We start from the raw sequence: 25403 nt of genomic DNA on the forward strand, positions 1-25403 counted from the left end.
TTCGGGCTAGCGAATGCTCGCTTTGACGCGGCGCTGCCGGTCGGTATCGGCAGCGATCTGGCGCAGCGTCTGTCGGAGCAAAGCGAGGTCGACCGGCTTGGAGAACGGCGGATAGACGTTGAGGCCGAGGATCTTGCCGGCGCGGACCGTGACGTCCCGGGTCTGATCGTCGGAGCCGCTGATGATCAGCACCGGCGTGCGGGATTTGATGTCCGCCAACAGCTGCAACACCTCCGTGCCGGAGCGCTCGCCCAGATTCAGGTCGAGCGTGATGCATTCGAAGCTGCGCCGGCGCAGCACGTTCATCGCGCCGTCGACCGAGTTCACGCCGGTCGTCGCAAAGCCCGCCTGCACGGCGATCTTGCGCAGGATCGACAGATGAACGTCGGCATCTTCGATCACGAGAAGTTCGTTGAGCATGGTCCCCGCGCGGCTGTGTGTCGGCTTCTGATGGACCGGCGGAGCTTAAGAGGGGGTTTCTGATTTCCTCGTAAACATCCAGTCCCGTAGAACAACGGGAAGCTGCACGCTATCCACCATTGCCGGCGCGGCTCAGAACGGGCGCCGGCCCGGCATCGCGTTGGAGGAGCCCGGCAGATTGGTCGTCGGCGCCGAAGCGGGCGGTGGCGAGCGGCCGCTCGATTGGCGCCAGTGCTGGACGTGCAGGAGGATCCCGGCCACCAGCAGCGGCGCGACGGCGGCCACCGCCAGCAGCGGCGACAGCGGCTTGGGGGTGATCATCTCCATCGTCATCTCGCAGACCATCCAGATGGCTGCGGACGCCAGCACGAAGTCGCGGGAGGGGATGCGAAGCCAGTACAGGAAGCCGGTGATGATCGCGGCCGGCGCAATGATCGGGCCGATCATGTAGAAGTTCAGCTCGGGCGGCGTCACGGCGTCGAGGACCATCGATGCCAGCAGCCACAGACTGAGGAACATCACAGCGCCGTCGACGTATCTCATAGCCAATCTCCGCCGCGACATTTTGGCGCAATCTTTGTCCGGTTTATGGCTGTTCCGTCAAGGGCCATGGCGTCCCAGCCGATTTGCAGCCCGTTTTGGCGGATTTTCGCCCGCCATCCCGGCCGCCGACCAGCTCCTTGTTCCATTGCCGGCCCATGCTCAATCCGCCGAGAAGCCGAACGGAACCGACGACGTCCGGAAATCGTCCGGCAGGATCTCGCGCCCGATCGGCGGCGCCGAGCGCGCCGCGCATTTCGGGCGGTGGCAGACCCGGCAGGCGACGCCGATCGGGGTCGGCGCGTTGGCATCAGGCCCGTGGCCGTCGCGGGTGTAGATCAACTGGCCCGCATGCTCGGCGGCGCAGCCAACCGCAATCGCCCGCTCGACCCGGACGGCGCCGTAGGAGCCACCGCCGGCGGTCACCGTGCGCGCGATCGAGAAGAAGCGGCGGCCGTCCGGCAGCTCCAGCCATTGCGTGACGATCTGGCGCGGCGTCTTGAAGATGCCGTGCACCGACCAGAGCGGGCAGGCGCCGCCGTGGCGCGCGAACGGGAAGCCGGCGCCGTCGAGCAGTTTTGAGACGTTGCCGGCGGGATCGACCCGGATCAGGAAGAACGGAATCCGCTCGGCGCCCGGCTTCTGCAGGGTCGTGACGCGATGCGCCGTCTGTTCGAAGCTGGTGCCGAACTGCCGCGCCAGCGCCTCGAGATCATAGGCCCTCGCATCGACGGCCTTCGCGAAGATCGAATAGGGCATGATGATCGCAGCCGCCGCGTAGGCCGCGAGCGCGCGCCGCGCCAAGAGCTCGGCGGTCTTGCTGGCGAACTTGCCGTCCTCCAGCGCTGCGCCGATCTCGGTATCGAGCTCGAGATAAGCGAGCTGCCGGGCGAGCTCGAATTTCAGGCTCGCGCTGTCCAGGGAGTCCTCGATCAGGAGTTGCCGCCGGTGCAGGTCGAGCCGCCGCAGCGAGCCGAGCATGACGTTCGGCGGCATGTAGCGGACCTGGAGATTGTGCCGCGCGCGAAAGCGCTCGATGAAGCCGGCCGGCCCCGCCGAGACCTGCGGGGACCCGGTCGGCGGCCCCTGGAAGATGGCCTGGGCGAGGCGCTCGGCGGCATCGTCGAGCTGGGCAAAGTTGTTGCGGCGGGCGGCCAGGAAGCGGCGGACGTCGGCAACAGGATCGTTGGCGTCGAAACCGTCGTTGCCCGGCCGCGGCGCAGTGCCGGCCAGCGCCGGCGCGCGCTGCTCGGCCAGCGCGAGCTGCTCCTCGCGATACGCCGTGTAGAGGCGCAGGAAGGCTTCGGTCATGCCGGGATAGCTGACGGCGAGGTCGGAAATCTCCAGCGCGGGAATGTCGATGTCGGAGAACATCGGGTCCTTCAGGACCGACTGCATCCGCGCGGTGTGGTCGGCACCGCCGTCGCCGGCCAGATCGGCAAGGTCGATCTTGTAGGTCCGCGCCAGCCGCAGCAGCATGTCGGCCGTCACCGGCCTCTGGTTCCGCTCCAGGAGCGCCACGTAAGGCGCTGATATTTCGAGGTCCGCGGCCATGTCGGCCTGGGTCAGGCCGAGCTCGCGCCTGAGGCGGCGCAGGCGCGGGCCCATGAAGATCGATCGTGCCGTGGCGGTGGTCATGGCCAAATCCCGGTCTTGTAATCTCCTTACAGCTATACACGAGATGTTTGTAAAGTGTGACAAGTTTTCCGCGCAATGTCTGGTCCGCCGTCCCAGCGTGCTTACAACAGGTCCCAGGTTGTCCTTAACCAAGGGATCACGGACATGAATTTCCAACCGCGTGGATTGAGCGATCAGGCCATCCAGGGGCCGGCGTCCTATCAGGCCGAAGTCGAGGCGGCGCGTGCGCTGCTCGAGACCCAGCCGACCTGGAACGGCGTCACCGCCGAGGCCGTGGCGCGCATGCGCCTGCAGAACCGCTTCCGGACCGGCCTCGACGTCGCCCGCTACACCGCCGCGGTGATGCGCGCCGACATGGCCGCCTACGATGAGGACAGCACCAAGTACACCCAGTCGCTGGGCTGCTGGCACGGCTTCATCGCGCAGCAGAAGCTGATCTCGATCAAGAAGCATTTCGGCAAGACCGACCGCCGCTACCTCTATCTCTCGGGCTGGATGATCGCGGCGCTGCGCTCCGAGTTCGGTCCGCTGCCGGACCAGTCGATGCACGAGAAGACCTCGGTGCCCGCGCTGATCGAGGAGCTCTACACCTTCCTGCGCCAGGCCGACTCGCGCGAGCTCAACGACCTGTTCCGCACGCTGGACGCGGCCCGCAAGGCCGGCGACAAGGCGAAGGAAGCCGACATCATCGCCAAGATCGACGGCTTCCAGACCCACGTCGTGCCTGTGATCGCCGACATCGACGCCGGCTTCGGCAATGCCGAGGCGACCTATCTGCTCGCCAAGAAGATGATCGAGGCGGGCGCCTGCGCGCTGCAGATCGAGAACCAGGTTTCCGACGAGAAGCAGTGCGGCCATCAGGACGGCAAGGTCACCGTGCCGCACGACGTCTTCCTGGCCAAGATCCGCGCCTGCCGCCACGCCTTCCTGGAGCTCGGCGTCGAGGACGGCATCATCGTCACCCGCACCGACTCGCTCGGCGCCGGCCTGACGCAGCAGATCGCGTTCAGCAGCCAGCCCGGCGATCTCGGCGACCAGTACAACAGCTTCCTCGACTGCGAGGAGGTCACGCCCGAGAACGCCCGCAACGGCGACGTCATCATCAACCGCGACGGCAAGATGCTGCGTCCGAAGCGGCTGCCCTCCAACCTCTACCAGTTCCGTCCCGGCACCGGTGAGGACCGCTGCGTGCTCGACTGCATCACCTCGCTGCAGAACGGCGCCGACCTCCTGTGGATCGAGACCGAGAAGCCGCATATCGAGCAGATCGCCAAGATGGTCGACCGCATCCGCAAGGTGATCCCGAACGCCAAGCTCGCCTACAACAACTCGCCGTCGTTCAACTGGACCCTCAACTTCCGTTGGCAGGTCTACGACGCGATGAAGGAGGCGGGCCAGGACGTCAGCAGGTACAACCGCGCCGAGCTGATGAAGGCGGAGTACGACGACACCCCGCTGGCGAAGGAAGCCGACGAGCGCATCCGCACCTTCCAGGCGGATTCGGCCAAGCGCGCCGGCATCTTCCATCACCTGATCACGCTGCCGACCTACCACACGGCCGCGCTCTCGACCGACAACCTCGCCCGCGAGTACTTCGGAGAGCAGGGCATGCTGGGCTACGTCAAGAACGTCCAGCGCGCCGAGATCCGCCAGGGTATCGCCTGCGTCAAGCACCAGAACATGGCCGGCTCCGACATCGGCGACGACCACAAGGAGTACTTTGCGGGCGACAAGGCCCTGAAGGCCGGCGGTGCGCACAACACGATGAACCAGTTCGGCTGATCTCTGCCGGGTGAACTGCTGAACTGATGAGACCCGTCTGGAGCCAATGGCTTCAGGCGGGTTTCGCTTTTTGATGGTACGCCTGACGGCGGAGTGCGGTCGCGTACGCGGCTCAAGGTTTGTGGCGCACTCCCTCCACACCGTCATGGCCGGGCTTGTCCTGGCCATCCACGTCGATTGGCGTCCTTGGAACGACGTGGATGCCCGGGACAAGCCCGGGCATGACGAGTAACAAATTGACCAACTTCGTGTGGCTGAGGATTGTCTCGTCATCCGCGACCGCTCCGCCCCAGCGCGACCACCTCAGCGCTCGCTCAGCGCCAGCCGCGCGCCGAGCAGGGCGAAGCCGCCGGCGAACGCCCGGCGCAGCCACGCCATCACCCGGGGGCGGCTGACGACGCGATCGCGCACCGCTGAGGCGAACAGCCCGTAGACAACGAACACCGCGAACGTCATCGCCATGAACGTGGCCGACAGCTCGAGCATGGCGGCGAGCGGATGCACTTCGTCCGCGGCGATGAACTGCGGCAGGAAGGCGAGGAAGAAGATCGACAGCTTGGGATTGAGGATGTTGACCAGAAACCCGGTCAGCACCACTCGCCCGGCCGAGCGCGCTGCGTCCTTCGCGTCATCCTTGGCCTCCACCGAGAGCGCGCCACGCTCCCCGAGCGTCTGCCAGGCCATGTACAAGAGATACGCAACGCCACACCATTTCAGCGCGGCGAAGGCCAGCGCGCTGGTGTGCAGCACGGCGGCAAGGCCAACGATCGCGGCGAGCATCGCCGGGATGATGCCGAGCGTGCAGCCGAACGCCGCGGCGACGCTCATCCGCGACCCCTTCGTCAGCGCCACCGCCAGCGTGTAGAGCACGCCGGTGCCGGGCGAGGCCACCACGATCAGCGAGGTCAAGAGGAAGGCGTAGGACATCGGGAAAGCTCCTTGGGCGAGACGAGGCGCATCAGCCCGCAAGGCGCGGCAGCAGCCTCAGCGCGTCGCCGCGCTCGATCTCGGCGGGCTGCTGATCGCTGAACACGGGTGACGGCCACGATGTCAGGGAGCCCTCGCCATTTCAACCGGCTCGGAGGCCCGATGCGGCCGCCGCATCGCCTCGAGGTGAGGACCAGCGGCGTCGGCCTCGCCGCAGCCGGCGAGCATGACCGCCGCGCCGATCGTGAGCCGTGGGCTCGTGCCGCAATGCGAAGGCCACGCGATGATGGCGGCGATGTTGCCGAGGAGGAGAACGGCGAGCAGGACGAGCATGGCCCGCCGTCCTGTTGGCGTGGGTGACGACATCGGGACTTCCTCACGATACGGTTGACGCGATCGCGGCTGCACCGCGACGATCGCCATCGGTTCGATCGCGTGCGGCCACACATGCGAACACACGCCGCGTCCGCGGCGCTTTTGCGCAGGTCGGATGTCGCCATGTAAGATCTTGTTGCTGTTCGTGCGCGCGCTCCCGGCAGCCGGTGATTGAAAGCCGCGTGCGTCCGCACCGCGGGGACGCAACGGGCGACGGCGGCTAGGCCCGCCGCATGACGATCGTTCGGCCGGGCCATCTGTACCTCATCACGATGCAGGAGGGGTTGCGGGGCAGGTGGGCGCGTTCAACCATCGTCGCGACGCCTTTCGCGCCCGAGCTTTGCTGGTCGTCTCGCCCCCATGAAACAGAGGGCGCGGGGAATGCCGGGCTGCAGGCCGCAACCCATGGCCCGCCTGCAGAAGAAAAGCAGGCGGCAGTCACCACAGGTTCAGCCGACATCCGGCATTCCCCGCGCGATGGTCTTCACGCTTATACGCGATCTCCCCGGTGTCCGGCTTGGTAGCCACCGTCGCCCTCGGGGTCATCATCCCCTGAGGACTTGGCGCCAGCTTCGGGGCGCCAGGACCACGCGATTTCACGTCCGCACGGAGTCGTTCGTCCGCGCGCCTCAAGCACGCTGCGACCCGCCTGCGGCCGCCGCATCCCGCGCCCAACGTCCGTGACGATCGCGATCCGCCCCTCTCGAGGAGCACGGGATGGGGACAGTCAATCATGAGTTTCGGAAAAATGGAAGAGAAATATTTTTCAGAAGCGGACTGGACAGGGGTGATCGTGTTGAGCGGCCTGATGAAATAAGTTTGTCCGTGCATCCTCACAGCACATGTTGCTGGAAAGCGCAGCGCCGTCGCGCCATGATCCGGGATGCCCACCGGTCACTGCAACCTGTGCGGGTACCGAGCGCGCCGCCCTGGCATTGATCGCGAGGAAGGTTGTGGCGGGGCAACCGCGTCATGTTGATGACCCTGAATTCCCGCCGCTGGCGATCGTCTGACACATGACCACCGACGTATTTGATGCTGGGGGACGACAGCGACTGTGTCCTGTCCGCAACGTCATCGGTTTTTGATAGTCGCTCTATTCCCCCTAAGGTTGCGGCTATTGTTCCCCAGATCGGCCCCTGCTACCGCTAGTCAACAACAGTAGGGGTGCTGTGGGGGCTCAAATGGACTATTTGCGTTGGATGGCCACCTGGCTGGCCATCCTTGGAGGGGCGTGTCTTGGCGGGTGTGCTGCGCCGCTTGCGGTCAACAATGTGACCGACATCAGGCCGAGCACGGGCAGCCGAGGGATCGACGTCTACGAGCCGAAGCGCCGAACCGACGCAAGCGTGCCCGAGTTCGCGGGTGACCAGCTTGTGGAAGTGCGGACGTTTCACAATCCCGGCCAGGGCGAGGTCGAGATGGCCGGGGCTTCCTGCTCACTGGAAGCCTCCGGTTTCAGCGCAACCATGACGAGCCCCGCGAAGGTGCGCGTGCCGCTCTACCGCGGACAATCGAGCACGCTTGCCGTGACCTGCCAGAAGCCTGGCTATCAAAAGCGGATGATCACGGTCGCGCCCTTCGATGCAACGCGCCAGGCTCGTCTGGCCAGCGGCGTCAATGGCGGGATCCTTGGTGCGGTGATCGTGGCAGGCATCGATGCCGCCGCCGACAACACGAAGAACGACTGGCGTTATCCCGTGGCGAAGGTCGTGTTGGAGGCCGATCCCTCCGGGAGGTGAAGGACGGCTCTTTCGTTATTGGCGGTTACGGCCGTTGCGGTGACGCGCATGAAACTGGCTGCGCGGGAACCCTGCACGGCGCTGTGTGCATCTCCCGCCACGATCGATGGAGCAGGCTTCCGTGCAGATCCTCTCGGACGCATTGGGCTTTGATGTAGGAGAAGCTCGGGAGCTTCTTAGACAAGGTGAAGAGGAAACGGCTGTCTCCTATTTAGAGCAGTTCATAGCAAAGGGCTCTATTTTGGCCATGATCGAGATGGCGGAGTATCTGCAAGACAAGGGAGACAACTCTTCCAGTTTGCACTGGATGGAAAAAGCCGAACGGGCAATCGGACCCGGGGACTTCGATTCGCTTCTCTATCTTTCGGGAGCTCTTCGGCGCGGACTTGGAGCCGGGACTGCCAAGGAGCGCTATTTTCGAGCCTTCGACTTGAAGGAGCGAGTGGCAGAAGCGGGTCATCTGGCGGCCATTCGGGAAATGATAGTAAACTACGCTCGTGGCCTAAATGGTGCTGCAAAGGATCCAGAACGGGCTATCTATTGGGTGAGGAAAGCTGCTGCGCTCAATGACGAAAAGGCGAAGCAAATTCTTCGAGACGAAGGGCTCTGATAGCGCGTAACCCGGAAAAGGTCCGTAGGGCGGATCGTGATCCGCCGTGAGCTATCGCCAAATTTTGGTGACGGACGGGCCGGTCAGGCGGCGGCGGTTACGAGCTGACGGTCAGTCGGTTTGGCGATGACCTCGATCCCGTCGTTGAATGTCACACCGAGAACGAGTTTTGGCAACTGGTTGTAGCCATCGAGGCGGCGCCAGCTTTTCTGCGCGCCCTCAGCTGCAACAGGGCTTGTTCGTTGCCGCTGATGTTCTTGTCAGATGCTGTTCCTGTGACATGATCGGTGCGTGGCTGGGAGGATCAGACAATGACACTTGCTGATGCCCAACAATGGGCCAAAGTGGCACCGCTTGCCACGACGTTCATCGCGTTCGTTGGTGTCGCCATCGCGTGGCGGCAGTTCCACCTCAACCGGAAGAACCAACGCGAGACCACGGCCAAAGCTACGTTCCGCGAGTTCTTGAAGCTTTGTGTCCAGCATCCAAAGTTGGCCTATGGAAGGCCGCCCGATCGCGAGACGGAAGAATACGAGTGGTTTGTTGCGAGCTTTCTTTACGCCGCAGAGGAGCTCCTCGAATATGATGGTGAAGAATGGGGCACGAACCTTAGGCTTCATCTCTCGTATCACGCGGAATTCTTGCGAACGGACAAGCGATTCCGGGAAGATGACTTTCCGGCTTATAGTCCCGCCCTGCAGCAGTTCATCCGGGACAACATCGACGGATTCTGAAAGCGGCATCGTTGGGGGCTCGCGTTGTACGCCAACATCGCTCTGTACCACCGGGCTGAAATACGCCGATCGCAGTCTTGGGCCCTTCGTGAGGGCTATCGACATTCAACTAAAGGCGACGTCATGCGCGGCATCAACGATGAGCACATAATTCGGATCAGGATTACGGTGACGCTGCTGGACTGCACCCCTTAAGTGAGACACGATAATTTCTGTGACAGGCATTTCGAGGATGACCTGTGGCAGCAAGAGGGAAGAACCGTCAGTTTCCGACGGCTTACAAACTGAAGGCGATCAAGCGCGTCGAGCGAGGCGAAGGCGTTCTGCCTGTGGCTCGCGAGCTTGGGATATCTCGCAAGATCCTGCATGACTGGATCAAGGCCTGGAAGGCGCAAGGACCCGAGGGATTGAACCGCAAGCGAGGGCCGAAGCCCGGCTCCCGGAAGCTCAAAGCTACGGCAACCTATGACGACAAGCGGTCTGCGCTGACGCGCGCAAATGCTCGCATCGCCGAACTCGAACGGCTTGTCGGCCGTCAGCAGATGGATCTCGATTTTTTTCGGCAAGCCTTGCGCGCATTGGAGCGGCCGGCAGCGCAAGGCGGACCCGCACCCGCATCATCGAAGTCATCAAAGCCATGACATCGGAGGCAACGGAGTCCCACGCCGACGTGCAACGGCTCTGCGGTCTGGCCGGCCTGCCACGCGCGACCTATTACCGGCATCTCAACAAACGCAGTCGTGAGACTGCCGACTGCGAGCTGCGCGATCAGATCCAACGCATTTGCCTGAAGCATCCGTTCTACGGCTACCGGCGCGTGACGGCCACCATCCGACGTAAAGGCATGGTCGTTAATGCTAAGAAGGTGCTCAGGCTCATGCGCGAGGACAATCTTCTCGCACAGCGCAAGGCGCCATTCCTGAAGCCGCCTGCAGAGCGACCAAGGGATATTGTCGTGGTGCCCAATCTGGTGCGCGGCCTGGTGCCGTCCGCTCCCGATCAGATCTGGGTCGCAGACATCACCTACGTCCATCTCGCCACGACCTTCGCCTACCTCGCGGTCATCCTCGATGCCTTCTCGCGCAAGGCGGTTGGCTGGGCCTTCGAGAACACGCTCGATGCCTCGCTCGCGATTGCAGCATTGAACAAGGCCATCGAGGCCCGCAAGCCGCAACGCAGCAGCCTGATCCACCATTCCGACCGCGGCGTGCAATACGCGTCAATCGCCTATCGCCAAATATTAGCGGATCGCGACATCACGATCAGCATGAGCAGGCCGGGCAACCCCTTCGACAACGCCAAGGCTGAGAGCTTCATGAAGACGCTCAAGGCCGAGGAGGTCAACGGCAAGGCGTTCTCCGACATAAGAGACGCTCGCCGCCGGATCGATAGCTTCATTGCGGATGTCTACAACAAGGAGCGCCTGCACTCGGCGCTCGGCTATCGATCGCCTATTGAGTTCGAAGCCGCGTTCGCGCAAAACAAGGCACGATAGTCGTCGTGGCAACCCCACTGTCACAGAAATTATCTGTGTCTCACTTAAGGGGTGCAGTCCAGTGCTCAATATTCAGGAACGAAAACGACGATCGAATTAGTGCACTGTCACCGTATTTACCGTATTTCCGGTCTCCTCATCCGCTGCAGCGGCTCGCCGACCCTTGGCTGTCACGCCCACTCATGCTGGTGCGATGGGGCCCCCAGTCAGGCGGCCACAGCTGCTCCAAAACTTATGGCGAGCAGTAGAAGTATATGTTAGATTGTAATTCTTGCATAAAAAATCTTAAGGTGCAGGCCGGAGGAAGTTGAAATGAAGAATATGGGAAGATTCAATCCTAACTGGAATCCTATTCGAGCGGGTGGCTTATCGCAACACGACGTCGACCATCTCAAACGACAGGGATGGATTGAGGGGACCACAGAAAAAGACGTTGACGAAGCCCCAATTGGCTTCTCTGCGCCGGATATCCCCGGAGGATATACAATGCATAACTTTTCTATCCCGAAGGGAACAAGGTATCTTTACAATCCACAAGATGAAAGGGCGATACTTCGTGAATGTGGCAACCCGACTTGCTGGCGTTACTTGATAAAATCTTGATTTTTGCCATAGCTCGGCAAAGCGGACATTGATTGGCCGTCCTGATCATGCCGCTGCCTGATCTCCCTTGTCGACACCGCGAGCGACAATCTTCAACGCATCATCCGGCAACTGCCGTTGCAGCGCCTTCGATTCATCCCACGGCGCGCGCATCCACACATCGCGCTCCTCATCCGTTGTCAGGGATTACGGTGCCAGTGCACTAAAGTCAGTGACGGAGGGACGTTCAATTTTGTGCACTGTCACAGAAATTATCTGTGTCTCACTTGAGGGGTGCAGTCCAGCGCTGTCACCGTAAGTCTCAACTGAATCGCGACGACTGTTCTTGCCCAATTCATCGAAACGCCCCGGCAATTAAATCAAGGACTGCAACTCTCGATTGTGCCTTGGTTTGGCCGAACAAGCCAGTCGGCATGTGGACAACCTTACGCCGTCGTCATCCCAAAAAAACGCTTCACGGTGGCGGTGCGCAAAAATGGAGCTATGAAGCGCCGCTTCCGGCGTACAGCCCCCGACGCCGGTGGCGGCTTGATGATCAGGCCTTGTCCTGTGGGAAGCGCGAGGATAGCGACGCCATGCCGAGCGGCCCAAGCGTCGAACGCACGCTTCTGGGCCTCGTAGCGGACGAAACCATAGTCGTCGAGCAGAACCGGGGCGCCTGGCTGCAGCTTGCTCCAGAAGTGGTCGATGGCCGCGATCTCGGGCGTGACATTGTTCATGTCGATCGACAGATAAGCGACGGCATTGATGTCGACGGTCGACAGGCTCGATGGGACACTGCCACGAATGATTTCGACGTTCTTGTATTCGGAGAAGTTGCGAACGGCATCCTCATAGATGTCGGTCTTGTACATCTCTCTGAAGTAGCCGAGGTTGCCGCTTGCGACCTCCTCATCGGTGACGAGGCGCTCGTCGACACCGGTAAACGTATCAAACAGAAAAAATCGACGTTGGATGTTGTTCCAGTCGAGATAGTGCATGATTGAAGAGCTGAGCATGCCGCGACATACGCCGCATTCGACGAAATCGCCGCCAAGGCTGACGCCGATGCTGGCGCACCAGAGCGCAACGTGCGTCCGCCAGAAATAGCGAGGCTCATAGCCCTCGGCGGCGGCGCCACGTTCGTAGGCGGCGACGAAGCGGGGATCCCGCATGAAGTCATGGTTGTGCACGATCGCGGGATCGGTTCGCAATCCCGCGTAGTCGTATACGGGTGTGTAGAGCCGGGGGCCGGCAACGTCCGGAGTCGAGGGCTCGCTCGTGTTGGTGCCGTCGTTCGCTCCGGCCAGTTGCAGCTTGAGCTTGATGAGCTCGGTCGACATCTCACGAAGCGCCAAACTCTCGCGCTGCAGGTTCTGGAGATAGCTGGCCGATACCGTCTCCGTCGGTTCGCTGGCTTGCGAATCCGTTCGGACTTGATCCTCACCTTCGTTGTCCTGCTCGCTTGCATGTCCATTGCGGGCCGACGAGACCAGCTGATCGAGCGTCGATTGGCGAATGAGTTGGAAGCCGACGCCGTTGAGCAGCCGGTTGATCACGGCGCCATAGCTTGCAGACATGCTGGCTCCACTGGCGCGAACGCCTTGCCAAAAAGGCCTTACCGGAATTCGATAAAAATGACTTGCGATACCTTTGATTGTCGTTCTTAGCACCCTGGTTGCGCAGACTGCAATTCCGACAGACGTGGAGGTGCCGACATGATCGAGCTGACGGGCGAGAGCGGACGCGCGGCGCGTCTGACCGCGTGATTCGGCAGCTTCCTCGTTACATCGCCTGGATGGAAGAGAACATGGAGACGTCCCGCCGGGTTCGTACGAGCATCGTAGCCAAGGAAATGACTGAGGACCCAAAGCCGCGTGAGGATCGAGGGCGTTCGACTCATCGAATACGAAATCGAGTTCCGATCGAGACCCATTCAGGCCGCCGCTTACGGGCGATCTAGGCCACGCATCGTCTTACCGATGTTCCGACGTGGCCAAGGGAGGCGTCTGCCAAGCTGACTATTCGATCGTTCGGGATCTTGGTGAGCGCGCCGGGACTCGAACCCGGGACCCCATGATTAAAAGTCACGTGCTCTACCGGCTGAGCTACGCGCTCGCTTCCAAGAAGCGGTGCGACGGCAGGGCCGTCACTGTCCGGATCGTCGGCAGGTACCCATCGGAACGCTTGCGGCGTGGCCGTGGTTCACTGCGGCATGAGATCGGGGCGGCAAAAAACCCCGACCTTGGGCCGCATGCTGTCGTGGGCGCTGTGTAGGGGGTGGGTCCGTTCCGGTCAATAGGGCGGGCGGGGGAAACCACGGGAGATCGACGATCGTTTCGGGCGCGGCGATGACGGGGCCGTCGCCCGCCATGAGCCGCCGTGATGAGCCGCCGCCGGCGCTCGACAGAGCGACGGCGACATGCGGGGTCTCACGGGCCCCGTCGCGATGACCCCGGATGTCGCTGCCGCCTGCGCCCTTCGGGGCCCTTGCGTCCGCTCATCCGGGCTACGCGGTGCAGGCTTCGGCAGGCCTCGCTCGGCGCTACGCCTTATCCGCCGCCTTCGTTGCTGCCGCGCTCAGCGGCGCCGGTTGCATCCCGGGCCCCGCCAGCTCGGGCACCCAGACCGGGCGCAGGCCGATCAGCTCGGCGGTGCGGACGGTGGTGTAGCGCCAGAACTCGAAGGAGTTGATGCGCGACATCTCCAGCAGCGCGATGGCGACCGCTGAGAGGAACGGCAGGCTCTCCAGGATCAGGACGGCGGCGAAGATGTAGAGTTCGGTGATGGCAAGCGTGTTGGTCACGATCAGGATGGTGGCGCCGATCAGGAGCAGGGCGCCGATCACGGCCTCCCAGAACGCCTGGAACTCGATCGACATCCGCGACAGGCCGCCCTTGGACGTGCGGGCGAACGCCAGGTGCTCGGTGATCAGGCCCTGCGCCACGGCGCGGCTGACGGTCCACTGCACGCTCATCGCCGCGACCATCGCGCCCAGCATCTGCCACGGCTTCACCGCCACCCGCAGCCGGTAGAGGATCAGGAAGTGGGCAAGCGAGACCACGAAGGCGGCGAGGATCGGGATGGTCAGGATCTTGTCGGGAATGGCGATGCCGGCGAAGGCAACGATCGGCGTCCAGATCAGGTTGAGGATCGCGACCACGACGCCGAGGCTCTCGGCACCGAGCCAGTTGAGCCAGCCGAGCGAGAACTCGCGCTTCTGGTCCGAGGTCAGCCGGCTGCGGCCGGGCAGGAAGCGGCGCCAGTGCTTCTTGACGATCTGGAAGCCGCCATAGGCCCAGCGGTGGCGCTGCTTCTTGAACGCCTCGTAGGTGTCGGGCAGGAGGCCCTGGCCGTAGCGGGTGTTGGTGTAGTGGGTCTGCCAGCCGAGCTCCTGGATGGCGAGGCCGAGATCGGTGTCCTCGCAGATCGTGTCGCTCGACCAGCCGCCGGCCATGTCCATCGCCGCGCGCCGGATCAGGCACATCGTGCCGTGCACGATGATCGCGTTCTCCTCGTTGCGCTGGACCATGCCGATGTCGAAGAACCCGGCATATTCGCCATTCATGATGTAGTGCATCAGCGACAGATCCTCGTCGCGATGCTCCTGCGGCGCCTGCACCAGGCCGACGGCGGGGTCGGCGAAGGCCGGCACGAGGTCGGAGAGCCAGTCCGGCGTCACGACATAGTCGGCGTCGATGATGCCGATGATCTCGGCGTCGACGGCGGTGCGCTCCATCGCGATGCGCAAGGCGCCGGCCTTGAAGCCCTTGACCTTCTCGGCGTTGATGAACTTGAAGCGCTCGCCGAGCATGCGGCAGTGATCCTGGATCGGCTGCCAGAACGCCGGGTCGGGCGTGTTGTTGATGATGCAGACGACCTCGTAGTTCGGGTAGTCGAGCCGCGCCAGCGCATCCAGCGTCTGCTTCATCATGTCGACCGGCTCGAAATAGGCCGGCACGTGGATCGAGACCTTCGGGCAATAGCCCTCCGGCATGGCGGCGCGGTCGCGCGCGGCCTTGTCGCGGGTCAGCAGACGGCGCGGCTCGCGGCCGAAGGCGATCGCGGCGATCTCCTCGATGCGGGCCATCGCAATGAGGATCAATGGAACCAAGAGGATCAGGCCGAGGGTCAGTGCGAAGGTCGAGCCCCAGACGAAATAGTGCACGTTCCAATAGGCGAAGACGTTGGAGACCCAGGCACCGACGCCATGTGCCGTGATGGCGAGCATCATTGCCTGCAGCACGGTCGGCTGGCGCAGCCGCACGATCGGCAGCGACAGCAGCACGCCGACCAGCAGCGCGATGGCCGCGAGCTGCCAATAGTCGGGATTCACGATCGGGCCGCTCCAGGCGAATTTCGCCTCGCGCGCGGCATTCAGGACGCCCCAATACGGGCCGACGCCGCCTTCGAAATATTTCCAGGGCTGATCGATGGCCTCGACGATGTTGTATTCCATGCCGATCGAGGCGGCCTGGGCGAGAAAATTGCGCAGCACCTTCGCCTGCCGGAGCGGGCCCGGCACGGCGGGGCCGCGGTTGTCGCCGCTGCGGCTGTAGCCCTGGCTCGGCCAGCCGAACTCGGCGATCATGATGCGCTTGCCGGGGAACTGCTTCTTCAGGAGCTGATAGCGATCCACCGCCTGATCGACGGCCTGGTCGTCGGTGAAGAATTCCCAATAGGGCAGCACGTGCGCGGCGATGAAGTCGACATTGGCCGCGAGCTCGGGGTTGTCGCGCCAGCTGTTCCAGACGTCGCCGGTGGTAACGGGCACGTTGACCGACTTCTTCACGCGCTTGATCTTCTCGATCAGCTCATCGACCTTCTGGGTCGCCGTGAGGATGGTCTCGTTGCCGACCACGATGCCGATGACGTTGCTGTTGCGGCGGGCGAGGGTGATGGCCGACTGGATCTCGCGCTCGTTGCGGTCCGGATCCTTGTCGATCCAGGCGCCGAGCATCACCTTCAGTCCGGCCTCCGCGGCCAGCGGCGGCACGATCTCGAGGCCGCCGGTAGAGGAGTAAAGCCGGATGGCCCGCGTCATCGTGGCGAGCTTCTTCATGTCGGCGCGGATGCGTTCCGGCGAGGCCACGGTGTTGGCGCCGGGGGCCCCGGTTCCTTCATGCGGATCGTAGGAGACGCTCTGCAGCAGGCCGGTGAAATTGGGGGCCTCCTGCTTGTCCTGCAGCAGTCCCCAGAGGGCGGCGTGCACAGCGGTGACGAGGAGCAGGACGGCGACGACGGCACGCATTGGAGGGGCAACCATTCCTAGGATCAAGTCAGCGGCGAAGCGGAGCGGTCGGTCGCCGTTCCATCTCGGGTATGCGATGCTACCGGGAGCACGTTCACGCGTGACGTTCGACGACGAACGACGAAGGCGGTCATTCTCACGCCGTCACAGCCGAAGGCCGCGACATCATATGCCATCCCAACAGAGCCCAATGATGCTGAACGGTGCCTGAACCGGGGCGAGGCTCAAGCGCGCGTCGACGACCTCGATCGTATCTCGATCGTATCCTGCCACGTGATCGGAGCGCTGTCATGCGCACGCCACGCATGGGGGGCGGTCGCCGGGATCGTGCGTCCTGCCTGCCTCAGCGCCGGTCACTTCGCCGGAGGCTGCGGGGGCGAGGGCGAAGCCTGGGGGGCGGGCTGCTGCGTCGGCGCTGGAGACGCCTGCGCGGCCGGCGTCGCTGCCGGGCTCGAGGCTGGGCCCGGCGCAGGCGCCGCAGCCACCTGCGGCTTCGCGTCCGGATTGATCCAGCAGGTATGGACGTGGTTGTTCAGCGAGTTCGGCACCTTCGGATCGATCTGCGGGATGAATCGCGTCAGGCAGCGGAAGGCGGCCTGAACGTGGCCACCGGGGCAGCCGAACCGGTCATAGAGATCGAGGTGGCGGAAGGCGGTATCGAGGTCGTCGTTGTACATCAGCTGGACGACGCGGCGGCCGAGCCAGACGCATTCGGGATTGCCGGCCGGGCCGCCACTGAGCGCCTGGGACGCTTCGGTGAATTCGTCGGCCTTGCGCTGGTTGTCCCTCGACACGTCGGCCGGATTGGCCGCCTGCGGCTTTTGGTCCTGGGGATGGTCGCTGCCGCTCTGGGCGAGGGCGCCGGGCGCGCCGATGAGGAGCACGAGGCCCAGAGCCGCGGACAGGCGCGAAACCGAAAACTTGGACTTGAGCACGCGTCGACCCATAAATTCCCCGATTGTTGCCTTCGTGCCGTCCCCTGACGGACGCAGTGGTGATGCCGATCAAATCGGCCCCGATTGCGGCGGGAGATTGATTCCGACTGTCGCGGAGCGTTCCTGACGGGCGCTTGCGCAGGGCCGAGAAACCTGGTTGCGACGGCCGGGGTCAACCGGGATTCCCAATGACCGGAATCTCGGATTTTGTCCAGCAACGTACCAACTTTCTCGCGTCATCGTAAAAGGGTGATTTGGAGCGGGTACGCCAAGAGTGCCGGAGGGCTCGGCCGATCGCCTACTTGGCAGATCGCCGCCGACCGGGTAATCGACACCACCCTGCCTGGAGACACGGAACTGAAATCCCTTCCTACGCCCTTGGCGCTTCTGCTCATATCCTTGGGTGTCATCGCCGCGGCGTGGTGGTGGCTGGCCCAGCCGATCACGCTCGCGCGCGCGCCGATCGAGCTCGATTCGAAGCTGCAGTGCGTGTCCTATGCGCCGTTCCGCGGCCAGCAGAGCCCGCTGGATCCGACCACCCATATCGACGCCGAGCAGATCGAGCAGGACCTGGTGCAGCTCGCCAAGATCTCCGAATGCGTGCGCACCTATTCGATCGAGAACGGCCTCGACCAGGTGCCGGGAATCGCATCCCGGGTCGGCATCAAGGTGATCCAGGGCATCTGGCTCGGCTCCAACAAGCTGAAGAACGAGCAGCAGATCGCGATCGCGGTCGACCTGATCAAGCGCTATCCGAAGGTGATCACGGCGGTCGTGGTCGGCAACGAGGTGCTGCTGCGCGGTGAGATGACGACCGCCGATCTCGCTGCGACCATCCGCAGCGTCAAGGCCCAGGTCCAGGTCCCCGTGACCTATGCCGACGTCTGGGAGTTCTGGCTGCGCAATCGCGAGCTCTACGACATCGTCGACTTCGTCACGGTTCATATCCTTCCGTATTGGGAGGACATGCCGGTGCGCGCGAAATTCGCCGCCTCCCATGTCGACGCCATCCGCCAGCAGGTCGGCGTCGCCTTTCCGGGCAAGGAGATTCTGATCGGCGAGACCGGCTGGCCGAGCGAGGGGCGGATGCGCGAGGGTGCGCTGCCGTCGCGCGCCAACCAGGCGCGGGTGGTGTCGGAGATCCTCAGCCTCGCCAAGCGCGAGAACTTCCGCGTCAACCTGATCGAGGCCTATGACCAGCCGTGGAAGCGCAAGCTCGAAGGCACGGTCGGCGGCTATTGGGGCCTGATCAGCGACGATACGCGGGCGCTGAAATATCCGCCGGGCGAGCCCGTCAGCAACTATCCGCTGTGGAAGCTGCAGATGGGCGGCGGCATGATCCTGTCGTTCGTGGTGTTCCTGGCCGGGTGGCTGACGGTGCGGCGCCGGCCCTGGCCGCCGCACGTTTCGGCCTGGATCGGGGTCGGGTTCTCCGCGACGACAGCGGGCGTGCTGTTCGGCATGGCCGCGGACAAGATGTTCTATGAGAGCCTCGGTGTCGGCGGCTGGCTGCATTGGGGGGCGCTGCTCGCTGCCGGCGTCCTGGCGCCCATCCTCAGCGCCAACGCGGCGATGGCCGGGCGGCCGTTGCCGACCTTTCTCGACCTGCTCGGACCGAATGACGGCCGCAAGCAGTTGAAGATCACCTACCTGCTGGGTCTGGTCCTGGTCGTGACGGTGCTGATCGCGGCCGAGACGGCGCTCGGCTTTGTATTCGACCCGCGCTACCGCGATTTCCCGTTCGCGAGCCTGACCATGGCGGCGGTGCCGTTCGCGATGCTGCTCGGCAATCGTCCGGCGCAGGGCGCGCGCCCGATCGCCGAGGCCAGCTTCGCCGGCCTGCTCGCGATCTCCTCGGTCTACGTGATCTACAACGAGGGCCGCGACAACTGGCAGGCGATGTGGACCTGCGCGATGTATCTGCTGCTGGCGTTCACGCTGTGGCGGGCGCGGGCCGCGCAAATCCGAGAATGAGCAGGCCGATCGCCAGGCCCGACAGCACGATGTTGTAGAGCACGATGCCGAGGCCGGCGGCGATCAGTCCGCCGGTCAAGAGCACGATCGACGGCCGCATCACGTGCAGCACCGCGATCACCAGCGCGGTGGCGCCGAACACCGAATTCTTGAACAGCGTGGTCGCGACCGCCCGGCTCTTGCAGGCCAGCGTCTGCAGGCCGGCATCGCAGGCCAGCGCGACGCTCGACAGCTCGATCGCGAGATAGCGCAGATAGAGGGCATAGCCGACGGTGACGAAGCCTATGATCAGGAGCCATTGCACCTGATAGGGCGAGAGGCGGAACGGGGTCTTTTTCATGCGCGGGACTATGCTGCGGAAAGGATCGTCGGACAAGCCGCAAAGCCGGTTCGCGGACTGCTTTCACAATCCGTCCCAACCGGCTTTGGCCGCACGATGATTTGAGGCTCAGGAGCGGCGGAAGAACGACGACAGCGCCGACGGTTGCTCGGGCTTGGGCGCCTCTGCCGGCGGCGGCGCCGGTGCTGCTGCCGTGGGCGGCGGCTCCTCGCGCTTGCCGTGGCGCTGCTGCTGGGCCTGCGGCTGAAACGTGCGCCGGCGCTGCACCGGCTTCTGGGCGGCAACCGCGGGAGCGCCCGGCTTGGCCGCCTCGGCCCCCTCCGGCTCCTCGCGGACTGCGAGGCGCTGGCCGTCATAGACGGTGGTCTCGCAAGCACGCCGGCTCTCGGCGAGCACCGCGCAGATCTTCGCCGCCGTGGCCGCGTCGCCCAATGGGCCGGCGCCGAGTCGCAGCTGCATGCCCGGACCGCTCCGGCCTTCCTTCAGGATGATGATCGGCCTGAGCGAGGCGAGGTCGGCATGGGTCTTCACGAGATCCCGCCACAGCGCCCGCAATCCTCCGAGCGAGCTGGCCGCGCCGAGATCGACTGCGAATTCGGTCTTCTGGACCGCCGTGACCGTGACGTCCGTGCTGTCATTGCCCTTGGCGGCGGCCTCTGCGGGCTCAGCCTTTGCGAGCTTGTCGGTCTCGGCCGGCTTGCCGGCCGGGTCCGGTGCGCCACCAGGCGGCTGGGAACCGGTCGCCGCGACGGCGGGTGCAGGCGGGGTCGGCGACAGAGCGGCGGAGACGGACGATGACGAAGCACCCGACAGCCCGGCCGACATCGGCCTGGACTGCTCCTGTTTCGTCTTGTCGGCGCTCGCGGCAGCCGCCGGGGAACCGGGCTGAGCCGGACTGATTCCGGCGGCCCCGTTGGGAATCGGCATGAACGGCGACGCGTTCGCGTAGGCCGGCAAGGGGCTGGACGCCGCGGAACTCGATGGGGCCGCCACCGTGGCCTGGGACTCCACGGCCGCGATCTGCGGCGCGGGTGCGGCTTTGCCGCCGGGGGCGGGATTGGCGGTTGCCTGGGCGCTCTGCTTGGCCAGCGCGCCGGTCACCGAGTCCAATCCCTGCTCGAGCACGGTCACGCGCGCGTACAGCCGGTCGCGATCGGTGTTGAGCGTCTCGATGGCCGCGCCGAGCTGGCGCGCCTCGCCTTGCGTCTCGCGGGCCAGCGACTGCAGCAATTGTGCCTGGCGCGACAGATCGGCCGCGGAAACACGGTCCTGCCGCCATCCCTGTGCGGCCTGATTGGTGAAAACGGCCAGGCCGACGGCGCCGACGGCGCCAGCCCCCCACCAGCCGAGCCGCCACAGGGCGCGGCGATCGAACTCGTTCTCGTCGGCAAACACTCCGGACAGAGTCGCCCCCGTCTTCTCAGCTCCATTTGTGCCGGCGGATTTGCGGGAGTCCTTAGCCATGAACCTGCCTTAATCGAATCACGAAGCGAACATTAACAGGAAAACCACCAGGGGCTTCAGCGGGTGCGGTTTGCCCCGCGCAGAAAACGCATTATGACAGCGCGACCTATGCGCTCCCTTCATCCCAGGTGTTTCATGACCGCTCGATCCAGTCTGACCATCGTGCTTGCGGCAGGCGAGGGCACGCGGATGCGCACGAGCGTCCCCAAGGTGCTGCATCCCATCGCCGGCGAATCATTGCTCGCGCACGTCCTGGCGGCGGCGCCGCAAGGCGATGGCGCCAGCATCGCCGTGGTGGTGGGGCCAGGGCACGAAGCGGTCGAGAAGGAAGCCAGGCGCCTGCGGCCCGACGCGGATATCTTCGTTCAGCGCGAGCGGCTGGGGACGGCGCATGCGGTGCTGGCGGCGCGGCAGGCGATCGCGCGCGGCGCAGACGATCTGCTGGTCGCATTCGGCGACACGCCGCTGATCACGGCCGAGACTTTCGCGCGGCTGCGGGCAGCGCTCGTGGAAGGCGCAGCGCTCGCCGTGCTCGGCTTCCGCGCCGCCGATCCGACCGGCTATGGACGCCTTCTGCTCGACGGATCGAAGCTGGTCGCGATCCGCGAGCAGGCCGATGCAAGCGAAGCGGAGCGGGCGATCACGCTGTGCAATGCCGGGGTGATGGCGATGGACGGCCGTCGCGCGCTCGCGATCCTCGACAGGATCGGCAATGCCAACAGCAAGGGCGAGTACTATCTGGTCGATGCGGTGGCGATCGCGCGCGAGCAGGGGCTCGAGGCGGTCGTGATCGAGACCTCCGAGGACGAGGTGCGCGGCGTCAACACCAAGGCGCAGCTCGCCGAAGCCGAGGCGGTGATGCAGAACCGGCTGCGCCGCGCGGCGATGGATGCAGGCGTGACGCTGGTCGCGCCGGAGACCGTCTACCTCGCTGCGGATACCACGTTCGGCAAGGACGTGACCATCGAGCCGTTCGTCGTGATCGGCCCCGGCGTGTCGATCGGCGACGGCGCGGTGGTGCATTCGTTCTCGCACATCGTGCAGTCCAAGCTCGGCCGGAACAGCCTGCTCGGGCCGTTCGCGCGGCTGCGGCCCGGTACGACACTCGGAGACGGTGCCAAGATCGGCAATTTCGTCGAGGCCAAGGCCGCCGTGCTGGAGGCGGGCGTGAAGGTCAATCACCTGTCCTATATCGGCGACGCCCATGTTGGGGCCAATGCCAATATCGGTGCCGGCACCATCACCTGCAACTATGACGGCTTCAACAAGCACAAGACCAATATCGGCGAGGGCGCTTTCATCGGCACCAACACCTCGCTGGTGGCGCCGATCACCATCGGCGCCCGCGCCTATATCGGCTCTGGCTCGGTGATCACGCGCGACGTTCCCGATGATGCGCTGGCGCTCGAGCGGAGCCCGCAGACGACGCGTGAGGGCGCCGCGGCGCGCTTCCGGAATGCCAAGCAACGCCACAAGAAGTGAGCTGAGAAATCAGCTTTCGTCGTCCTGGAACTCAGCGAACATCGCACGTGTCAAACGCCACCCGCGGCGGGTGGCGTGCTTGACGGGCTCGTTGGCGCGATGTTTGATCGGCATCGGCTTGAGCTCGTTGCTCAAGGCCGGCGGCGGCCAGTGCGCCAGATGGCTTCCGGAGGTCGGATGCGACAGGCTCAGCGGGCTGGTGCCTTTGGGATCAGTTGGGCGGCGGCTATAGGTCATGGCGTCCTCTCCGACGCGACAGTCTCTGCGCGAAAGCGTTGACCGGGCGTTAAGTGCGCTCCGAACCGGACCTCCGCATCAAACCGGAGTTGCATGCAGGCCCTCGGTTAGGGCTCCCACTTAACCCTGTCGCAATCCGCAATAATTATTGAATCCTGAAAGCGCGCGGTTTTCGTTAAGACAATGCCACGCTTTTGAATCTTTCTCGACGATTTGGGGACTAGCGCTGATGTGCGGAATCATCGGGATCCTGGGACGCGGGCCGGTTGCCGAGCATCTCGTCGATTCCTTGAAACGTCTCGAATATCGCGGCTACGATTCCGCGGGCGTTGCCACGCTCGAGGGCGATCATTTGGACCGGCGGCGCGCCGAGGGCAAGCTCAAGAACCTGCAGAAGCGGCTCGAGCAGCATCCGCTGAAGGGGCACGCCGGCATCGGTCACACGCGCTGGGCGACCCACGGCAAGCCGACCGAGAGCAACGCGCATCCGCATGCGACTGACAACGTTGCCGTGGTACATAACGGCATCATCGAGAATTTTCGCGAACTACGGGCCGAGCTCGAAAAGCAGGGCGCCAGGTTCGCGTCGGAAACGGACACCGAGACCGTCGTCCATCTGGTCAACTCCTATTTGCTGAAAGGCCATTCGCCGCAGCAGGCCGTGGCTGCGTCGCTGCCGCAATTGAAGGGCGCGTTCGCGCTGGCCTTCCTGTTCAAGGGGCATGGCAACCTCCTGATCGGCGCGCGCAAGGGCTCGCCGCTCGCGATGGGCTACGGCGACGGTGAAATGTTCCTCGGCTCGGATGCGATCGCGCTGGCGCCGTTCACCGACACGATCAGCTATCTCGATGATGGCGACTGGGTCGAGATCACCCGCGACTCCGGCATCATCCACGACGCCTCGGGCGCGGTGGTGAAGCGCGACGTGTTGAAATCCGGCGCGTCGTCGTTCCTGGTCGACAAGGCCAACTATCGCCACTTCATGGCCAAGGAGATCCACGAGCAGCCGGAGGTCGTCGGCCATACGCTGGCGCGCTATGTCGACATGGGCACCGAGCGCGTAGTGCTGCCGGCGCGGCTGCCGTTCGACTTCAAGGACATTCAGCGCATCTCGATCACCGCCTGCGGCACCGCGAGCTACGCCGGCTTCGTTGCCAAATACTGGTTCGAGCGCTTCGCGCGGGTGCCGGTCGAGCTCGACGTCGCCTCGGAGTTCCGCTACCGCGAGGCGCCGCTGCGCCAGGGCGATCTCGCCATCTTCATCTCGCAGTCCGGCGAGACTGCCGACACCTTGGCGGCGCTGCGCTATGCGAAGTCGCAGGGCGTGCACACGCTCTCGGTCGTCAACGTGCCGACCTCGACGATTGCGCGCGAGAGCGAGATCGTGATGCCGACGCTCGCCGGCCCGGAGATCGGCGTTGCCTCGACCAAGGCCTTCACCTGCCAGTTGATGGTGCTCGCGGCGCTCGCGATCGCGGCAGGTCGCGGCCGCGGCGAGCTCTCCGAAGCCGACGAGACCAAGCTGGTGCATGGCCTGGTCGAAGTGCCTCGCCTGATCGCGGCGGCGTTGACGACCGAGCCGCAGATCGAGAAGCTCGCCCGCGAGATCGCGAAGTCGAAGGACGTGCTCTATCTCGGCCGCGGCACCTCCTATCCGCTGGCGCTCGAAGGCGCGCTGAAGCTGAAGGAGATCTCGTACATCCACGCCGAGGGCTACGCCGCCGGCGAGCTCAAGCACGGCCCGATCGCGCTGATCGACGAGACCATGCCGGTCGTCGTCATCGCGCCCTATGATCGCGTGTTCGAGAAGACGGTGTCGAACATGCAGGAGGTCGCCGCGCGCGGCGGCAAGATCATCCTGATGACCGACGCCAAGGGAGCCGAGGAGGCGACCGTGGACTCGCTGGTGACGATCACCATGCCGGACATGGCCGCGACGTTCACGCCGATCGTCTACGCCATCCCGGTGCAGCTCCTGGCCTACCACACCGCCGTGGTGATGGGGACCGATGTCGACCAGCCGCGCAACCTCGCCAAGTCGGTCACGGTGGAATAGGCAAACGTCCGGCCCGGCGGTTCGGTCGGTTCGCTTGATCACGGGGATCGGGATGGCCCTCAACACCTGGCTGCTGTTCTTTGTCACGTCCGTGGGGATCTCCCTGACGCCAGGCCCGAACGGCCTGCTCGCCTTGACGCACGGGGCGCTGCACGGCGGACGCAGGACGCTGTTCACGATCTCGGGCGGCCTGATCGGCTTCATCCTCGTCATCGCGCTGTGCATGTTCGGCATCGGTGCGCTGGTGCAGTCGTCGATCACCTGGCTCGTGGTGCTGAAATGGGTGGGCGGGCTGTATCTCGCATGGCTCGGGGTCAAGTTGTGGCTCGCGCCGCCGGTGGGCGTCGATCTGGCCGACCAAGCCGTGACGGCCAGAGGACACGCGCTGTTCCGCCAGGGTTTCCTGACCGCGGCGACCAACCCGAAATGCCTGCTGTTCTTCAGCGCGCTGCTGCCGCAGTTCATCGATCCCGATCGCAGCCTGGCGGTGCAGTTCGCCGTCGTGGCCGTCACCTATACGGTGACCGAGTTCGTCACCGAATACGCCATCGCCAGCGCGGCGGCCCAGGTTCGCCCCTGGCTCGCGCGGGTCGGGCGGCGCTTCAACCAGGTCTGCGGCGGCATCTTCGTGGCGGTCGGGCTGGCCCTGCCGCTGCGCAGCGCCTAGGGCGCCGCGTTCGGCCGTCCGCGTCGCAACTCTCCGCAACGGGACCTGAAGCACCTTCCGCCTGGAATGGGTGTCCGGCTGCCGGGCCACAGGTCAGCGGCAAAGCGCGCATGTGTCGGAAAGAGGGCCTTTGCCCTTCAAAAATCTGCTAA

The 25403-nt window shown here is 64.5% G+C and carries 21 protein-coding genes, 1 tRNA gene and 1 pseudogene; 10 read left to right on the forward strand and 13 right to left on the reverse strand.

Annotation, left to right across the window (positions count from 1 at the left end; all coding sequences use genetic code 11):
- Positions 1-6: 6 nt before the first annotated feature.
- The 3 genes from QX124_RS13195 to QX124_RS13205 form a co-directional block, all read right to left on the reverse strand.
- Positions 7-420: a response regulator gene (locus QX124_RS13195; protein WP_315737882.1), complete on the reverse strand. Its 414-nt coding sequence runs from the start codon at positions 418-420 to the stop codon at positions 7-9.
- Positions 421-552: 132 nt separating this feature from the next.
- A complete protein-coding gene (locus QX124_RS13200; protein WP_315737883.1) occupies positions 553-963 on the reverse strand; it encodes a hypothetical protein in 411 nt (136 codons plus the stop codon).
- Between the two features lie 159 nt (positions 964-1122).
- Positions 1123-2598, reverse strand: a complete 1476-nt coding sequence (locus QX124_RS13205) for a short-chain fatty acyl-CoA regulator family protein (protein WP_315774705.1) — start codon at positions 2596-2598, stop codon at positions 1123-1125.
- Positions 2599-2742: 144 nt separating this feature from the next.
- Here QX124_RS13205 and QX124_RS13210 point away from each other — a divergent pair, with 144 nt between their 5' ends.
- Complete coding sequence (locus QX124_RS13210) at positions 2743-4380, forward strand: isocitrate lyase (protein WP_315797372.1); 1638 nt, start codon at positions 2743-2745, stop codon at positions 4378-4380.
- Between the two features lie 303 nt (positions 4381-4683).
- Here the strand turns inward: QX124_RS13210 and QX124_RS13215 are convergent, their stop codons facing one another.
- Both QX124_RS13215 and QX124_RS13220 read right to left on the reverse strand, forming a co-directional pair.
- Positions 4684-5307: a LysE family translocator gene (locus tag QX124_RS13215; RefSeq protein ID WP_315797373.1), complete on the reverse strand. Its 624-nt coding sequence runs from the start codon at positions 5305-5307 to the stop codon at positions 4684-4686.
- A gap of 123 nt (positions 5308-5430) precedes the next feature.
- The gene (locus tag QX124_RS13220) at positions 5431-5640 is read right to left on the reverse strand and encodes a hypothetical protein (RefSeq protein WP_315797374.1); all 210 of its coding nucleotides are present in this window, start codon (positions 5638-5640) and stop codon (positions 5431-5433) included.
- Between the two features lie 1244 nt (positions 5641-6884).
- Between QX124_RS13220 and QX124_RS13225 the strand changes: the two genes are divergently transcribed.
- Positions 6885-7424 (forward strand): hypothetical protein, encoded by a 540-nt coding sequence (locus QX124_RS13225; protein ID WP_315797375.1) that lies wholly within the window; start codon positions 6885-6887, stop codon positions 7422-7424.
- 121 nt (positions 7425-7545) lie between these two features.
- Positions 7546-8034 (forward strand): hypothetical protein, encoded by a 489-nt coding sequence (locus QX124_RS13230; protein WP_315797376.1) that lies wholly within the window; start codon positions 7546-7548, stop codon positions 8032-8034.
- Positions 8035-8117: 83 nt separating this feature from the next.
- On the opposite strand, the pseudogene QX124_RS13235 reads toward QX124_RS13230, so the two are convergent.
- Positions 8118-8255, reverse strand: a pseudogene (locus QX124_RS13235) (IS256 family transposase); the annotation flags it as partial.
- Between the two features lie 90 nt (positions 8256-8345).
- On the opposite strand from QX124_RS13235, the gene QX124_RS13240 reads away from it, so the two are divergent.
- The 3 genes from QX124_RS13240 (at position 8346) to QX124_RS13250 (ending at position 10263) form a co-directional block, all read left to right on the forward strand.
- Positions 8346-8768: a hypothetical protein gene (locus QX124_RS13240; protein ID WP_315797377.1), complete on the forward strand. Its 423-nt coding sequence runs from the start codon at positions 8346-8348 to the stop codon at positions 8766-8768.
- A 239-nt stretch (positions 8769-9007) separates the two neighbouring features.
- Positions 9008-9409: a helix-turn-helix domain-containing protein gene (locus tag QX124_RS13245; RefSeq protein ID WP_315797378.1), complete on the forward strand. Its 402-nt coding sequence runs from the start codon at positions 9008-9010 to the stop codon at positions 9407-9409.
- The gene (locus tag QX124_RS13250) at positions 9406-10263 is read left to right on the forward strand and encodes an IS3 family transposase (RefSeq protein WP_315797379.1); all 858 of its coding nucleotides are present in this window, start codon (positions 9406-9408) and stop codon (positions 10261-10263) included. Before QX124_RS13245 ends, QX124_RS13250 begins: the two co-directional genes overlap by 4 nt.
- A 1028-nt stretch (positions 10264-11291) precedes the next feature.
- Here the strand turns inward: QX124_RS13250 and QX124_RS13255 are convergent.
- From QX124_RS13255 to QX124_RS13270, 4 genes are all read right to left on the reverse strand, one after another.
- A complete protein-coding gene (locus tag QX124_RS13255; protein WP_315797380.1) occupies positions 11292-12425 on the reverse strand; it encodes a TylF/MycF/NovP-related O-methyltransferase in 1134 nt (377 codons plus the stop codon).
- A 462-nt stretch (positions 12426-12887) separates the two neighbouring features.
- Positions 12888-12963 (reverse strand) — tRNA-Lys (locus QX124_RS13260).
- Positions 12964-13390: 427 nt separating this feature from the next.
- Complete coding sequence (locus QX124_RS13265) at positions 13391-16096, reverse strand: glycosyltransferase (RefSeq protein ID WP_315797381.1); 2706 nt, start codon at positions 16094-16096, stop codon at positions 13391-13393.
- A 353-nt stretch (positions 16097-16449) separates the two neighbouring features.
- The gene (locus QX124_RS13270) at positions 16450-17043 is read right to left on the reverse strand and encodes a beta-1-3, beta-1-6-glucan biosynthesis protein (RefSeq protein WP_315737893.1); all 594 of its coding nucleotides are present in this window, start codon (positions 17041-17043) and stop codon (positions 16450-16452) included.
- A gap of 381 nt (positions 17044-17424) precedes the next feature.
- Between QX124_RS13270 and QX124_RS13275 the strand changes: the two genes are divergently transcribed.
- Positions 17425-19005, forward strand: a complete 1581-nt coding sequence (locus tag QX124_RS13275; RefSeq protein WP_315797533.1) for a beta-(1-6) glucans synthase — start codon at positions 17425-17427, stop codon at positions 19003-19005.
- On the opposite strand, the gene QX124_RS13280 is transcribed toward QX124_RS13275, so the two are convergent.
- Both QX124_RS13280 and QX124_RS13285 read right to left on the reverse strand, forming a co-directional pair.
- On the reverse strand, positions 18965-19345 hold the full coding sequence (locus tag QX124_RS13280; RefSeq protein ID WP_284416120.1) for a hypothetical protein: 381 nt from the start codon (positions 19343-19345) through the stop codon (positions 18965-18967). The genes QX124_RS13275 and QX124_RS13280 overlap by 41 nt on opposite strands.
- Before the next feature lie 108 nt (positions 19346-19453).
- Positions 19454-20809, reverse strand: coding sequence for a hypothetical protein (locus tag QX124_RS13285; RefSeq protein ID WP_315797382.1), 1356 nt, complete (start codon positions 20807-20809; stop codon positions 19454-19456).
- Between the two features lie 135 nt (positions 20810-20944).
- Between QX124_RS13285 and glmU the strand changes: the two genes are divergently transcribed.
- Complete coding sequence (gene glmU, locus QX124_RS13290) at positions 20945-22291, forward strand: bifunctional UDP-N-acetylglucosamine diphosphorylase/glucosamine-1-phosphate N-acetyltransferase GlmU (protein WP_315772133.1); 1347 nt, start codon at positions 20945-20947, stop codon at positions 22289-22291.
- Positions 22292-22300: 9 nt separating this feature from the next.
- On the opposite strand, the gene QX124_RS13295 is transcribed toward glmU, so the two are convergent.
- Entirely contained in the window at positions 22301-22528 is a 228-nt protein-coding gene (locus tag QX124_RS13295) for a hypothetical protein (protein ID WP_315772131.1), read from the reverse strand.
- Between the two features lie 229 nt (positions 22529-22757).
- Between QX124_RS13295 and glmS the strand changes: the two genes are divergently transcribed.
- On the forward strand, positions 22758-24584 hold the full coding sequence (glmS, locus tag QX124_RS13300; RefSeq protein WP_315797383.1) for a glutamine--fructose-6-phosphate transaminase (isomerizing): 1827 nt from the start codon (positions 22758-22760) through the stop codon (positions 24582-24584).
- A 52-nt stretch (positions 24585-24636) separates the two neighbouring features.
- Positions 24637-25251, forward strand: a complete 615-nt coding sequence (locus QX124_RS13305; RefSeq protein WP_315772128.1) for a LysE family translocator — start codon at positions 24637-24639, stop codon at positions 25249-25251.
- Positions 25252-25403 lie beyond the last annotated feature (152 nt).

This window comes from Bradyrhizobium sp. SZCCHNRI3043 (assembly GCF_032377735.1).
Lineage (GTDB): Bacteria > Pseudomonadota > Alphaproteobacteria > Rhizobiales > Xanthobacteraceae > Bradyrhizobium.

Excerpts from the sequence above, each read along its gene's own strand:
- QX124_RS13195 (WP_315737882.1), bottom strand. The coding sequence starts at position 420 with ATGCTCAACGAACTTCTCGTGATCGAAGATGCCGACGTTCATCTGTCG.
- QX124_RS13200 (WP_315737883.1), bottom strand. The coding sequence starts at position 963 with ATGAGATACGTCGACGGCGCTGTGATGTTCCTCAGTCTGTGGCTGCTG.
- QX124_RS13205 (WP_315774705.1), bottom strand. The coding sequence starts at position 2,598 with ATGACCACCGCCACGGCACGATCGATCTTCATGGGCCCGCGCCTGCGC.
- QX124_RS13210 (WP_315797372.1), top strand. The coding sequence starts at position 2,743 with ATGAATTTCCAACCGCGTGGATTGAGCGATCAGGCCATCCAGGGGCCG.
- QX124_RS13215 (WP_315797373.1), bottom strand. The coding sequence starts at position 5,307 with ATGTCCTACGCCTTCCTCTTGACCTCGCTGATCGTGGTGGCCTCGCCC.
- QX124_RS13220 (WP_315797374.1), bottom strand. The coding sequence starts at position 5,640 with ATGCTCGTCCTGCTCGCCGTTCTCCTCCTCGGCAACATCGCCGCCATC.
- QX124_RS13225 (WP_315797375.1), top strand. The coding sequence starts at position 6,885 with ATGGCCACCTGGCTGGCCATCCTTGGAGGGGCGTGTCTTGGCGGGTGT.
- QX124_RS13240 (WP_315797377.1), top strand. The coding sequence starts at position 8,346 with ATGACACTTGCTGATGCCCAACAATGGGCCAAAGTGGCACCGCTTGCC.
- QX124_RS13250 (WP_315797379.1), top strand. The coding sequence starts at position 9,406 with ATGACATCGGAGGCAACGGAGTCCCACGCCGACGTGCAACGGCTCTGC.
- QX124_RS13255 (WP_315797380.1), bottom strand. The coding sequence starts at position 12,425 with ATGTCTGCAAGCTATGGCGCCGTGATCAACCGGCTGCTCAACGGCGTC.
- QX124_RS13265 (WP_315797381.1), bottom strand. The coding sequence starts at position 16,096 with ATGCGTGCCGTCGTCGCCGTCCTGCTCCTCGTCACCGCTGTGCACGCC.
- QX124_RS13270 (WP_315737893.1), bottom strand. The coding sequence starts at position 17,043 with ATGGGTCGACGCGTGCTCAAGTCCAAGTTTTCGGTTTCGCGCCTGTCC.
- QX124_RS13280 (WP_284416120.1), bottom strand. The coding sequence starts at position 19,345 with ATGAAAAAGACCCCGTTCCGCCTCTCGCCCTATCAGGTGCAATGGCTC.
- QX124_RS13285 (WP_315797382.1), bottom strand. The coding sequence starts at position 20,809 with ATGGCTAAGGACTCCCGCAAATCCGCCGGCACAAATGGAGCTGAGAAG.
- glmU (WP_315772133.1), top strand. The coding sequence starts at position 20,945 with ATGACCGCTCGATCCAGTCTGACCATCGTGCTTGCGGCAGGCGAGGGC.
- QX124_RS13295 (WP_315772131.1), bottom strand. The coding sequence starts at position 22,528 with ATGACCTATAGCCGCCGCCCAACTGATCCCAAAGGCACCAGCCCGCTG.
- glmS (WP_315797383.1), top strand. The coding sequence starts at position 22,758 with ATGTGCGGAATCATCGGGATCCTGGGACGCGGGCCGGTTGCCGAGCAT.
- QX124_RS13305 (WP_315772128.1), top strand. The coding sequence starts at position 24,637 with ATGGCCCTCAACACCTGGCTGCTGTTCTTTGTCACGTCCGTGGGGATC.